Genomic DNA, 12,952 nt, shown 5'->3' with positions numbered 1-12,952 from the left:
TTATCTCAAATGGTTAATAAACCGTTTCTCTTTGACGGATAATCGAATGAACGCGGAGATCACGTCCCGGTTGGGACCCAGCGTCGAAGGTCAATCGAGTCAGGGCGTGGCCTGGTCCGCCGGCCGCTCGCCGGCGACCGCGTTCAGCAAACGCTGCTTCGATCTGACCTTCGCCGTATCGGTTCTCCTGATTCTCCTGCCGCTGTTCGGCATCGTCGCGGCGGGGGTGAAGCTCAACGGTGGGGGGCCGATCTTCTTTCGTCATCAACGCGTCGGCCGCGACGGCCATCTGTTCGGCTGCCTGAAATTCCGGACGATGCGGCAGGACAGCCAGGCAGCCCTCGAGGCGCACCTGGCGCGGGATCCGGCAGCGCGGCAGGAATGGCTGGAGACGCGCAAACTCAAGAACGATCCGCGCGTGACGGCGGTGGGCGTCTTCCTGCGCAAGACGAGCCTGGACGAGCTGCCGCAGCTCCTCAATATCCTGGCCGGGCATATGAGCGTCGTGGGTCCGCGTCCGATCGTGCCGGACGAGATCGCCCTGTACGGCACCGAGGCGGGGCACTACCTCGCCGTGCGCCCGGGCCTGACGGGGGCGTGGCAGGTGAGTGGACGCAGCGACACATCCTACGCGGAGCGCGTCCGGCTCGACAGCGACTACGTGAAGAACTGGACGTTCGCCAACGATCTGTCCATCGTGGCGCGCACCGTCCCGGCGGTGTTCATGAGCCGCGGCTCCTACTGATGCCCGAACGGGGCGGACCGCCGGCCCCGGGGCAAGGCCGCGGCGTTTCGGAAGATCCGACCGGCAGGGAAGATTGCCGATCCGAAAGACCTCGGGCGATTCCGCCCCGGTTCCCGGCGGACATCAGAGGGTCCGTCTTCAGCGAGGCAGCGGCCCCCCGGGCGCTTTCCCGCGTGGCTCCAGAGGCTCGCGGTCCCGCTCGCTCTCGCGGTGGGGCGCATCGGGGCGCGCGAAGGACTGACGGCGCTGGACGAACCCCTGGCCAACGACCGTCAGACCGTACCCGGTCTGCTGCGCGATGACGGCGAGAACGAGGAAACCGAGGGTGAAGGGACCGGCGAAGAGTGGGTTCGTCAGCCCGAGCAGGAGAGCGACGGCCAGGGACGTGACCGTGAAGCCGACCACCGACACGTAGAAGCCACAGACACACCCAAAGGCGGCGAAGAAAGCCAACATGGCGAACGAGCTCACACCGTCCCTCCTCGGTCGCTACGCGACATTCGCCTAGGCTCTCGGACCGGGCGGTATCGAGCCAGGAGGGGACTCTCATACCGGGGACGTGCCCTGGACCCTAGCGCCTTCGGGTGAAGATCATCTTAAATCAGCGAGCGAGCGTGGCGGACAATCCTAATCCTTCAGCGCGCCACCACGGCGCGCGGGCGGCCGACGGGAACGAGAACGCAGGCCGATGGTCACGGTAGGGCTCGGTCGCCTCGTCCGCCTTGCGACCCTGTGCGCCGTCCTGTCGACGCTCGCCTCGGCCGGGCCGGCCGCGGCGGCGGGCGAGGCCTGCGACAGCTGCGATCTCGACTGGATGCGCTGTCGGCGAAACGTCCAGTCCGCCCAGGCTGCGTGCGGGCAGGAGCGCGCGGTCGTGTGCCGCGCGAAATGCGCCGCCGCCGATGACGGCCACCAGCCGGCGCGCAATCAGGATCCCGTCTGGCTCGCCACCTGCGCCCGGACCTGCACTGGCGCGGACGATGTCTGCGAGGACCGCCTCCGCCGTGAGGCCGGGCGCTGCACCGCGATCCGCGGCCTGTGCCGGCGGCGCCTGTCCTGCGGGGGATAGCGGAGCGGTTTCCGGGGCCGGGGCTCACGGGAACCGCCCTCCCCCCTGGTTGTCGCGCCTCGTCTCGCGCCGAAGAGGCCGCCCGGCGCCCATCGTCGTTTGGCTTGCTGGTCCCACGGAACGAGGGAGGCGGAAGCGGTCGCCCCCTCCCCCTTCGCGGCGGCGCGGCGCGGTCGCGAAGGGAAGGCCCCCGGCGGCTCAGATGACGAGGAAGTCCGAGGCCGAGAGGACGAGGCCGGGCGTGACGTGGGCGAACTTGACCATCGCCCCGGCGCCGATCCCGTCGGCATCGAAGAAGAGGTCACCGGTGGCGCGGTCATGGATGATGCGGTCGGCCGCGTCGTGCGCCGCCGTGCCGGCCTCGAAGGCGGAGGATGCGAGGGCGCCCTTCGGGCCGATGCCGGCGAAGGTGTCGGCGGCGAGCAGGATCACGTCGGCGCGGGGCATGAAGTCGGTGATCGTGTCGACGTTGCGGGTCCCGTCGAGGGCGGTGTCGAACACGAAGCTGTCGTTGCCCGCGCCCCCGGTCAGCCAGTCGTTGCCGCCCTTGCCGTCGATCCTGTCGGCGCCGGATGAGCCGGTGATCCGGTTGGCGAGGTCGTTGCCGTTGCCGGTCGCCCCCTTCAGCATCAGCGTGAGATTCTCGACATTGTCGGTCAGGGTGTAGGCTGAGAGCCAGCTTTCGGCGGTGTCGACGCCCTCGCCGGGTCGCTCCACCACGGTGGTGCCGACCGCGACCGTGTAGGTGTCGTCTCCCGCCCGTCCCGCGAGGGTGTCCGCTCCGCCCTTGCCCTGGAGCGCCTCGTCGAGCGGCGTGCCGGTGAGCGCCTCCGAGGCGGCGGTCCCGGTGATCCAGCGGGTCGGTGCCTCGCTCGTCGGCGGCGCCTCCGGAAGCCGGAAGTCGTCGGCCGCGAAGTCGGACACGTGGTGATCGCGGAAGACGAGGGTCTCGGACGTGTTCAGCGCCAGGTAGACGTCGGCGCCGTGCTGCGACATCGCCGAAACGATATCGGCGTAGCTCGTGAACCAGTAACCGTCGAGGGTCACGCGATCCCCCGCGCCCGGCCCCGCCGCGAAGTCGGTGATGATGTCCGATCCGTCCCCCTGCCGCAGCGCGAAGGTGTCGGCCCCGGCCCCGCCGGTCAACACGTCGTTACCGCCCGCGCCCGTCAGAACGTTGTCGCCGTCGTTGCCGATCAGGATGTTGGCGTTGGCGTTGCCGGTGGCATCGATCGCCGTGTGTCCGAGCAGGGTGAGGTTCTCCACGTTCTCCGTGAGGGTGAAGGAGACCCGGCTCTGGACGGTGTCGATCCCTTCGCCGAGCTTCTCGACGACGCGCGTGCCGGCTTGGGTCACGAGGTAGGTGTCGTCGCCCAGCCCCCCGGCCAAGGTGTCGCCGCCGCCGGCGCCATCGAGCCGATCCGCCCCGTCGGTACCGGTCAGTTTCTCGGCGGCGGCGGTGCCGGTCACCGTCGTGGTCGGAGCCGCGCTGGCCTTCAACCGGTATCCGGCCAGGGTGTACTCGTCGAGCTGATAGGCCTTGACCGAATCGATCTTGAGCTGCGCGGTCGCGCCCGCGTCCGGCGAGCCGCCCCAGCGGCCCCCCATGGCGAGGTTGGCGAGCATGTACATCGGCCGGCTCATGTCGTCGGGCGTGGCGTGGTGCGCCACGAGGCCGCCGTCGACGAAGATGTCGATGCCATAGGGGGTCCAGGTCGCACCGAAGGTGTGCTTGCCGACGGTGAGCCCTTCCACCGGCTGCCACGTCATCTCCGTCAGGCTCTTCTGCGCATGCACCGACGAGGTGAGGGAGTCCGTGCGCGAGCCGAGATATTCGAACACGTCGAGCTCGCTCGTGCCGCTGTTGTCGGCCGGGAGCAGCCAGAAGGCGGGCCAGCCGCCCTTCACGGACGGAAGCTCGGCGGTGATCTCGAAGTGCCCGTAGGTCTGGGAGAAGCTCGACTGCGTGGTGATCAGCCCCGAGGTCCAGCCATATCCAGCGACGAACGGGCGGGCGGCCTCGGTCACCGGACGGGCCGAGATGACGAGGGACCCGTCCTGGACCGAAAACGGGTCGAGACCGAGGCTCTTCGCCGCGAGGGAACCGGGCAGGCCCTTGAAGTCGCGGTCGACGTAGAGCTGCTCCTCGGCATTGGCGGTCAACGTATAAGCGGCGGTGCCGCCGTAGGTGAACTGCGTCATCCAGGTGCCGCCGGCGGCGGCGCGCGAGAAGCCGGTGAACGCGTCGCCGAAGGTCTGGACGAAGCCGGTCTTGTCGAGGGGAAGCGCGAAGTTCTCGGCGGTGAGGCTGGCGCGGCTCGTGCCGCGCAGGGTCAGCGTCGCCCCGTCGCCGAGGTCGAGCACCGTGTCGGCGCCCGACTGCGTCATCCGGGCCGCGACCTCGGCGAAGCTGCGGAAACCGAAGCCGTCGAGGCGCACGACGTCGCGGCCGGCGGCACCCGTCGAGAAGTCGGTGATGACGTCGGACCCGTCGCCCCTGGCCACGACGAACAGGTCGGCGCCGCCGCCGCCCGTCAGGATGTCGTTGCCCTTCCCCCCGACGAGGGTGTTGTCGGCGCCGTTGCCCTGCAGGATGTTGGCGAGGCCGTTGCCGCGGAGCCAGCCGGCGCCGCTGCCCATCAGCGTCAGGTTCTCGACATTGTCGGGCAGCGCGTAGCCCTCGCCGGTCCAGACCCGGACCGTGTCGATCCCGGCCCCGGCCTCTTCGGCCACGGTGACGCCGGGCACGATGTTGTAGACGTCGTCGCCGAGACCGCCCTTGAGGATCGCGCCGGCCACGCTCACGGAGATCTGGTCGTTTCCACCCGTGCCCAGCACGAGGCCGGTCGCCTTGGGCTGGCTGATCCAGTTCGTCGTCGTCCCGGAGGTTGCCAGCGTGTAGTCGAGGATCACCTGATCCGCCTTGACGGCGTCCAGTCCGATCCCCTTGAGCGTCAGGCCCTCGCCGCCGCCGAGGGCGATGCGCAGGTCGCCGCCGGAGGTCGTCATGGCCGCGCGCACCGCCGCGAAGTTCGCGAAGGCGGAGCCGGACAGCTTCAGGCGATCGTTGGCGGAGAAGTCGGTGATCGTGTGCGAGCCGTCGCCCTGGGCGATCACGAAGAGGTCGGCGCCGGCCCCGCCGGTGAGCACATCGCTCCCGCCCTTGCCCAGGAGGGTGTCGTCGCCGTGACCGCCCACGAGGGTATCCCGGGTCGCCGTGCCGACGAGGGCCATGGGCTTCTGCAGCGAGAGGAAGCTGAAATTGGCCTCCGTGAGGTTGGCGAGGGCGACGTTCTTGAGCGTCACCGCGTCGCTGTCGGACAGGGAGATCCTCACGTCCGCGCCGACCTGGAGCATTCTCGAGCGCAGCTCCGCGAGGCTCGCATAGGCGTAGCGCTCGATCCGCAAGGTGTCGGCGTCCGCCCCCTTCGCGGTGAAATCGGTGATGACGTCCATGCCGTCGCCGGCCTGGATCACGAAGGTGTCGGCGCCCGCCCCGCCGGTGAGCACGTCGTTTCCGCGCCCGCCCGCCAGCACGTTGCGGCCATCGTTGCCGACGATCCGGTTGTCGAGGGCGTTGCCGGTCCCGGCGATGTCGCCGCTGCCCTGCAGCAGCAGGTTCTCGATCGATTGCGTCGGCGACAGCGTGAAGCTCTTCGCCCAGCTCTTGACGGTGTCGATGCCCTCGCCGGCGGCCTCCACGATCGCCACGTCCTGCGAGGCCACGCAGTAGACGTCGTCGCCGCGACCGCCGACCAGGGTCCCCGTCGCGAAGCGCGTGGACAGCTGGTCGTTGCCCGCGCCGCCCACGAGCCGCCCGCCATTCACCTGCATCGTGAGCCAAGCCGACGACACGCCCGACTCGGGCAGCGTGTCATCAAGGGCGGCGGCCGCTGTACGGACGAGGGAAGAAGTCTTTACAAGATTCGCCACGGTATATCCGGCCTTTGAGCAGATGATCTTGTCACTCACCCTGGAAGGCGGGTCTTTCCAAACCCTTTCGTATTTAGGGGGTAATTGGCATCGACGTGCCGATCATCTTGCTGTCGACAGGATGTTTTGGTCCGTCCTTAATCGACTCTTGCTGTCTAATTTATTGGCACAGGCGATGAATTCTTGAGCTGAAGGGTCAGATGGCGCGTCCCGCCAGTTCCGACGGGTGAACGCGGGGGCAGTTTGCACACGTTATGCATGATGGTGCGCCATGCGGTGGCCCTGCGGCTCCGTCTCTCGGGAACGTTGCCGATGAAGATCGCCTATGTCGGGTGCGGATACGTCTTCGATATCTACATGCGGACCGCTTGGGCCTACCCGGAGATCGAGGTCCGGGGCGTCTTCGATCTCGACACGGACCGATCCGCCGTCGTGGCGCGCCATTACGGCTTCCACGTCTATCCCGATCTCGACACGTTGCTGTCAGACCCGGCCGTCGACATCGTCGTCAACCTGACGAGCATCCAGTCGCATTACATCGTCACCAAGCGGGCACTGGAGGCCGGCAAGCACGTCTATTCCGAGAAGCCCATCACGACGGATCTCGATCGGACGCGGGAACTGTTCGCCCTCGCCGCGTCGCGCGGATTGGTCCTGACGGGCGCGCCGTGCAACATCTTCTGCGACGCGATCGCCACGATGTGGAAGGCGGTCGACGAGGGCGCCATCGGCAAGCCCGTGCTCGTCTACGCGGAACTCGACGACAACCCCGCCCACCTGATGAACCTGGAATCGGTGCAGAGCCCGACGGGCGCACCGTTCCCCTACGCGGAGGAACTGCAGGAGGGGTGCACCGTCGAGCATGTCGGTTATCATCTCGTCTGGCTGTGCGCCATGTTCGGCCCCGTCCGCTCGATGACCGCGTTCTCGGCGACGCTCGTGGCGCACAAGACCGACACCCCCCTCGATCCGGCGGACACCCCCGATCTGTCGGTCGGCTGCCTCGAGTTCGACGGCGGTGTTTCGGTGCGGGTGACGTGCAGTTGGGTGGCGCCGCGCGATCACCGCATCCGCATCGTCGGCGAGGCCGGCGAAATCTGCGTCGACAACGTGTTTCACGATCAGGCGGCGGTCCATCTCGAGCGGTTCTCGCGGGTCAGCCTGAGCGCGCGGAAAGCCTATACGATCCGGACCCAACCCCTGCTCGGGCGCGTCTTCGGGGTCGGAGGCCGCAGACTCCGCCTCGTCCGGCGCTGGAAGTCGCACGCGGTCGAGGCGGAACGCGGGGTCGGACGCTCGGCGAAGCACAGGGTCGTGAGCTGGTTGCGGCGTCGCGAGGTCTACGCGCAGGACAAACTCCTCGGCATCGGCGAGATGGCGCGGGCGCTGGCGGAGGGCCGACCGCAGCCGCTTCCGGATGACTTTCTCCTGCATCTCAACGAGTTGACCTTGGCGATCCAGCGCTCGGGACCGCAGGGGGCGACCATGAGGCCGACGACGACCTTCGCGAAGATCACCCCCCTGCCGGATGTGATCGGAAACCGCCGCCGACCACGGATCGAGGTCCGGTCCGGTCTCGTGTCGCGGTGGCTCAACGGTGTCGTGACAGCGTTGCACCGACGCTGAACCCGCCCCTGACGCCGACGCTCTCCATCGGGGCGGAAACGGCGCCAGGGGCTGTCGATGGCGGTGGGATCGTCCGGAGCGTGCTCACCTCATCTCCGTGACGAAACGCGCCCTCTTTCACCGGACCGCGCCCTGGAGACCGGACGCGACATCGGCCGGCGCCGGATCGGCCCTGTTCCCGGCCCCGGACAATCGGCCGAGCGGGCTCGCCCCAGCAACCCGCCGTTCCGAGGCGGCGCTCGGAGACGGTCGTCGTCGGTATGATGCGGCGACACGGGCGCGCCGGGGCGCGGGGCTCGAGATGTCTTGCCCGGGGGCCGCTCTTCCGGAGGAATCGGACGGCGTTCGCGGGAGATCCGCCATCCGCCAAGGGTTTCTTCGCCGAACCTGAGTCCGGCTCGGCGAAGAAACCCTACGCGATTCCCACGCCGGTATACTTGAAATTATGTTTCTCGGCCTCGGCCGTCGAGTAGATGTTGCGGAGATCCACCATGACCGGCGCCCTCATCAACGTTTTCAAACGGGGCAGATCGAGGGCGCGGAACGCGCGCCACTCCGTCACCAGGACCAGAACGTCCGCGTCGGTCGCGCAGGCATAGGCGTCTTCCGCGTAGGTCACGCCCTCCAGCAGGGGCTTGGCCTGCTCGATCCCTTCCGGATCGTAGGCCACCACCTTCGCCCCCGCATCCTGAAGGCCCGAAATGATCGAAAGGGACGGCGCGTCCCGCATGTCGTCGGTGTCCGGCTTGAACGTCAGCCCGAGCAACGCCACCGTCTTGCCCCGCACCGAGCCGCCGACGGCGGAGACGACCTTGCGCGCCATCGCCCGCTTCCTCTGGTCGTTGACCGAGACGACCGTCTCGACGATCCGGATCGGCGCGTCGTAGTCCTGCGCGGTCTTGACCAGGGCCAGCGTGTCTTTCGGGAAGCACGAGCCGCCGTAGCCGGGGCCGGCATGCAGGAATTTCGAGCCGATGCGCTTGTCGAGCCCGATGCCGCGGGCAACCTCCTGCACGTTGGCCCCGACCTTCTCGCACAGATCCGCGATCTCGTTGATGAAGGTGACCTTGGTCGCCAGGAAGGCGTTGGCGGCGTACTTCGTCAGTTCGGCGGTGCGCCGGCCGGTCACCATGATCGGCGCGGCATTCAGGTAGAGCGGTCGGTAGATCTCGCGCATCACCTCCGCGGCGCGCTCGTCCTCGGCGCCGATGACGATGCGGTCGGGCACCTTGAAGTCGCCGATGGCCGCGCCTTCGCGCAGGAACTCGGGGTTCGAGGCGACGCCGACCTGCGCGTTCGGGTTGGCGGCATGGATGATGCGCTCGACTTCGTCGCCGGTCCCGACCGGCACGGTCGATTTGGTCACCACCACGGTGTAGCCGGTGACCGCCTGCGCGATCTCCTCGGCCGCGGCGTAGACATAGGACAGGTCGGCGAACCCGTCGCCACGGCGGGACGGCGTGCCGACCGCGATGAACACGGCGTCGGCGCCGGCCACCGCCGGCTTCAGGTCGGTGGTGAAGGACAGGCGCTTGGCCCGGACGTTGTCGGCCACCAGGGTTTCGAGGCCGGGCTCGTAGATCGGCATGCGGCCGGCTTCCAAGGCCTCGATCTTCTTGATGTCCTTGTCGACGCAAACCACCTCGTGGCCGAAATCGGCGAAACAGGCGCCCGACACCAAGCCGACATAGCCAGAGCCGATCATCGCTATTTTCATTGATCGCGACCTTCGAAAGCCAGGTTAAACCGCCATCGGCGACCGGCAAATTCTGTGCCATTGATCGAACTTTGACATTGCGTGCATCGCCCGAGATTTTCGTCGCGCGGGACGGGGTCGTGATCCTCTCCCGATTTCACGGATACCTCCGACACGGTGTCTCCGCGCCTCTCGGCGGCATCACACCGGAGCGGAACGCCCATTCCCCCGTCTCCGGGGAACCGGGGGAGGATCACGTCCTCTGCGTCGGACACGGCGGACGGAGGGGCCTCGCGCGAGGAGGTCGGACCGTCTTCTGCGGAATTCCCGCGCCACGGGTCGATCACGACGCCTGGGACCAGCCCAATAGGAATGTTGTTCCAAGTCTGGGCGAGCATGGTGATTACGGCGTAGGCTTACCAAACCGACACCTTACAGAACACCTGCAATAAAAATTGGCATCGCAGCATATTTTACTTCGCGTAAACACAAAGGCCCGACACTGGAATGGCGCCGACGGATCGATCCGTCCGCGCCATTCCAGTGACATTTCGGTCGGGATTGCCCCGAGGTCGGAGAGACCGCGACGATGCGCAACGGTTCGTTGGAGCCAAAATCAGCCGAACTCACGGATGCGCTGGCGCAGTGCCGGACGGCGTTTCTCGGCGTCGCGGTGATGAGCGGGCTCGTGAACGTGCTCTACCTCACGGGCTCGTTCTTCATGCTCGAGGTGTACGATCGCGTCATTCCGAGTCGCTCGGTGCCGACCCTGGTCGGTCTGTGCGTCCTCGCCTTCGTGCTCTACGGCTTCCAGGGGCTGCTCGAGACCCTGCGCGCCCGGGTGCTGACGCGTATCGGCGCATCCCTCGACGAGACGCTGAGCGGGCGCGTGTTCGACATCGTGGTGCGCGCGCCGTTGCGCGGAACGAGCACGGGCGACGGCCTGCTGCCGCTCCGCGACCTCGACGCGATCCGGGCCTTCCTGGGCGGCTCCGGCCCCTCCGCTTTCTTCGATCTGCCCTGGATGCCGGTCTACCTGCTGATCTGCTTCCTGTTCCATCCCGTCATCGGCGTCGCCGCGCTCGGCGGAGCGGTCGTGCTCGCGGCGCTCGCCCTGTCCACCGACCGCGCGACGAAGCGCCCCGCCGAGACGGCGACCGGCCACGGCCTGCGCCGCAACGGCCTCGCCGAATCCGGGCGGCGCAACGCCGAGGTCCTCGCCGCGATGGGAATGCAGGGCCGCTTCCTCGTTCGCTGGGCCGGCGCCAACGCGGACTACATGCGGGCCCAGCAGCGCGCCTCCGACATCGCCGGTGGATACGGCGCCGCCTCCAAGGTCTTCCGCATGGCCCTGCAATCGGGCGTGCTGGCCCTCGGCGCCTACCTCGTCATCAACGGACAGGCGAGTGCCGGGATCATCATCGCGAGTTCGATCCTGGTGGCACGGGCGCTCGCCCCGGCCGAACTCGCCATCGCCAACTGGAAAGGCTTCGTCCAGGCGCGGCAATCCTGGGTCCGTCTCTCGGACCTCTTCGCCCGGATGCCGGCGCCCCCCCGGCCCCACGCGCTCCCGGCGCCCACGGGCTCACTCCGGGTCGAGGCCCTGAGCGTCGCTCCGCCCGGCACGTCGCGCCTCGTCGTGCAGGAGGTCGGCTTCGGGCTGAAAGCCGGTCAGGGTCTCGGCATCATCGGTCCCTCGGCGTCCGGCAAGTCGAGCCTGGTGCGGGCGCTCGTGGGCGTCTGGCCGGCAGCCCGCGGCAAGGTCCGCCTCGATGGAGCGGCCCTCGACCAGTGGACGCCGGACGCCCTCGGCCCGCATCTCGGCGTCCTGCCCCAGGAGGTCGAACTCTTCGCCGGCACGATCGCCGAGAACATCGCGCGCTTCGACCCGGCCGCGTCCTCCGGAGCGGTGATCGCGGCCGCCCAGGCCGCCGGCGCGCACGACATGGTGCTGCGCTTGCCCGAAGGCTACGACACCCGCATCGGCGAGGGGGGCGCGGGGCTCTCGGCCGGCCAGCGCCAACGCGTCGGCCTCGCCCGCGCCCTCTACGGCGACCCGTTCCTCGTCGTCCTCGACGAGCCCAACGCCAACCTCGACGCGGAGGGCGAGAATGCCCTGACCCAGGCCATCCTGGGGGTGCGTCGGCGCGGCGGCATCTGCGTGGTGATCGCACATCGGCCGAGCGCGCTGGCGGGCGTGGACATGGTTCTGATGATGAACGAGGGCCGAGCCCAGGCCTTCGGACCCAAGGACGAGGTGCTGAAGCGCGTGCTTCGCCCCGCCCCGGTTTTCGGGACGGCCCCGGCCGACGCGGCGCGGCCGGCATTCGATGCCCTGCAGGAGAGCGCGTGATGGCCCTGGCTCTCGACTCCGGCCGGGCTTTCGCGGGTCCACGTCCCGTCGCCCAGGCTTCGATCCGCCGGCATCTCGCCCTGAGCGCCGGGTTCGGTGTTCTGTTGGTCGCGGGCGTGGGGGGATGGGCGGCCCTGACCCAGATCTCCGGGGCGGTGATCGCCCCCGGCCAACTCGTGGTCGAATCCGACGTCAAGAAGGTCCAGCATCCCACGGGCGGTGTGGTCGGCGAATTGCGGGTGCGGGAGGGGCAGGCGGTCCAGGCCGGCGACGTGCTGATCCGCCTCGACGAGACCCAGGTCCGGGCCAATCTCGACATCGTCCTCAAGGCGCTCGACGAGCTGTCGGCCCGCCGTGCCCGCAACGAAGCCGAGCGTGACGGGGCGAGCGCCGTCGCCTTCCCGCCGGACCTCGTGGCGCGTGCCGCTGGCGACCGGACCGTCGCCCACTTGATCGACGGGGAAAACCGCCTGTTCGCGTCCCGGGTGGCGGCGCGCGCCGGCCAAAAGGCGCAGCTCCAAGAGCGCGTCCTGCAGCTGCGCGAGGAGATCAAGGGCCTGACCGAGCAGGTCGAGGCCAAGGGCCGCGAGATCGGGTTCATCACGGGCGAACTCGCCGGCGTGCGCGGGCTCTACGCCAAGAATCTGGTCTCGCTGACCCGGGTCAACGCCCTGGAACGGGATGGCGCCCGTCTCTCCGGCGAGCGGGGCCAGCTCGTCGCCGCGACCGCCTCGGCGCGCGGCAAGATCGCCGAGACCCAACTCCAGATCCTGCAGATCGACGGAGACATGCGCAGCGAGACGGGCAGGGACCTCGCCGAGATCCGGGGCAAGTGGTCGGAACTCCGGGAGAAGCGGGTCGCGGCCGAGGATCAGCTCATGCGCGTGGACCTGCGCGCGCCGCAAACCGGCGTGGTGCACCAGTTGACGGTCCATACGGTCGGCGGCCTCGTGACGCCCTCGGAGCCCGCGATGCTGATCGTGCCGGAGGGCGACCAGTTCGCCGTGGAGGTCCGGATCCAGCCGCAGGACATCGACAACGTGCGCCTCCATCAGCACGCGGTCCTGCGTTTCCCGGCCTTCAACCAGCGCGTGACACCGGAAATCGACGGAATCGTGAGCCGGGTCTCGGCCGACGTGACGACGGACACGAAGACGGGAGCGGCCTACTACACCGCCCGCATCCAGGTCCCGGAGGACCAGAAACAGCGGTTGGGCAACGCGCGCCTGGTTCCGGGGATGCCCGTCGAGAGCTTCATGCAGCTCGGCGAGCGTTCGGTGCTCAGCTACCTCATCAAACCGCTCTCGGACCAGATCGCCAAGGCTTGGCGGGAGCGGTGACCCCCGCGTGGCGTTCCCTGCCGACCCCACCCCCGCTTGTGTCGAACGCCCCGGGGATGGGGGCGCAGACCTCCGGTCGGCCCTGGCGGCCGTCGCGCATGGGGACGGCGATCGGTCGGACGGCCCTCGACGGCGCCGTGACGACGCCCGGACTTCCGGCGCATGGCGCTTCGCGCGCGGGGCGGATCTC

The 12,952-nt window shown here is 68.7% G+C and carries 8 protein-coding genes; 5 read left to right on the top strand and 3 right to left on the bottom strand.

Annotated features, from left to right (window positions below; all coding sequences use genetic code 11):
• The first annotated feature begins 31 nt into the window (after positions 1 to 31).
• Complete coding sequence (locus BM249_RS04260; RefSeq protein WP_425284788.1) at positions 32 to 745, top strand: sugar transferase; 714 nt, start codon at positions 32 to 34, stop codon at positions 743 to 745.
• Positions 746 to 883: 138 nt separating this feature from the next.
• Here the strand turns inward: BM249_RS04260 and BM249_RS04255 are convergent, their stop codons facing one another.
• A complete protein-coding gene (locus BM249_RS04255) occupies positions 884 to 1,216 on the bottom strand; it encodes a hypothetical protein (RefSeq protein WP_091969291.1) in 333 nt (110 codons plus the stop codon).
• 217 nt (positions 1,217 to 1,433) lie between these two features.
• Here BM249_RS04255 and BM249_RS04250 point away from each other — a divergent pair, with 217 nt between their 5' ends.
• Positions 1,434 to 1,814, top strand: coding sequence for a hypothetical protein (locus BM249_RS04250; protein ID WP_091969289.1), 381 nt, complete (start codon positions 1,434 to 1,436; stop codon positions 1,812 to 1,814).
• Between the two features lie 198 nt (positions 1,815 to 2,012).
• Here the strand turns inward: BM249_RS04250 and BM249_RS04245 are convergent, their stop codons facing one another.
• The gene (locus BM249_RS04245) at positions 2,013 to 5,747 is read right to left on the bottom strand and encodes a family 16 glycosylhydrolase (RefSeq protein WP_143103675.1); all 3,735 of its coding nucleotides are present in this window, start codon (positions 5,745 to 5,747) and stop codon (positions 2,013 to 2,015) included.
• A gap of 258 nt (positions 5,748 to 6,005) precedes the next feature.
• On the opposite strand from BM249_RS04245, the gene BM249_RS04240 reads away from it, so the two are divergent.
• Complete coding sequence (locus BM249_RS04240) at positions 6,006 to 7,373, top strand: Gfo/Idh/MocA family protein (protein WP_210186984.1); 1,368 nt, start codon at positions 6,006 to 6,008, stop codon at positions 7,371 to 7,373.
• 412 nt (positions 7,374 to 7,785) lie between these two features.
• On the opposite strand, the gene BM249_RS04235 is transcribed toward BM249_RS04240, so the two are convergent.
• Complete coding sequence (locus tag BM249_RS04235) at positions 7,786 to 9,090, bottom strand: UDP-glucose dehydrogenase family protein (RefSeq protein ID WP_091969287.1); 1,305 nt, start codon at positions 9,088 to 9,090, stop codon at positions 7,786 to 7,788.
• A 568-nt stretch (positions 9,091 to 9,658) separates the two neighbouring features.
• On the opposite strand from BM249_RS04235, the gene BM249_RS04230 reads away from it, so the two are divergent.
• Positions 9,659 to 11,422, top strand: coding sequence for a type I secretion system permease/ATPase (locus BM249_RS04230; protein ID WP_091969285.1), 1,764 nt, complete (start codon positions 9,659 to 9,661; stop codon positions 11,420 to 11,422).
• Positions 11,422 to 12,762, top strand: a complete 1,341-nt coding sequence (locus BM249_RS04225) for an HlyD family type I secretion periplasmic adaptor subunit (RefSeq protein WP_091969283.1) — start codon at positions 11,422 to 11,424, stop codon at positions 12,760 to 12,762. The genes BM249_RS04230 and BM249_RS04225 overlap by 1 nt, the downstream gene beginning before the upstream one ends.
• Positions 12,763 to 12,952: the final 190 nt, after the last annotated feature.

The sequence above is a fragment of the Methylobacterium gossipiicola genome, from assembly GCF_900113485.1.
GTDB lineage: Bacteria > Pseudomonadota > Alphaproteobacteria > Rhizobiales > Beijerinckiaceae > Methylobacterium > Methylobacterium gossipiicola.
The sequence above is the reverse complement of the archived record's forward strand: the minus strand, read 5'-3'. Positions and strand labels throughout refer to the sequence as shown.

Excerpts from the sequence above, each read along its gene's own strand:
- BM249_RS04250 (WP_091969289.1), top strand. The coding sequence starts at position 1,434 with ATGGTCACGGTAGGGCTCGGTCGCCTCGTCCGCCTTGCGACCCTGTGC.
- BM249_RS04240 (WP_210186984.1), top strand. The coding sequence starts at position 6,006 with ATGATGGTGCGCCATGCGGTGGCCCTGCGGCTCCGTCTCTCGGGAACG.
- BM249_RS04235 (WP_091969287.1), bottom strand. The coding sequence starts at position 9,090 with ATGAAAATAGCGATGATCGGCTCTGGCTATGTCGGCTTGGTGTCGGGC.
- BM249_RS04230 (WP_091969285.1), top strand. The coding sequence starts at position 9,659 with ATGCGCAACGGTTCGTTGGAGCCAAAATCAGCCGAACTCACGGATGCG.
- BM249_RS04225 (WP_091969283.1), top strand. The coding sequence starts at position 11,422 with ATGGCCCTGGCTCTCGACTCCGGCCGGGCTTTCGCGGGTCCACGTCCC.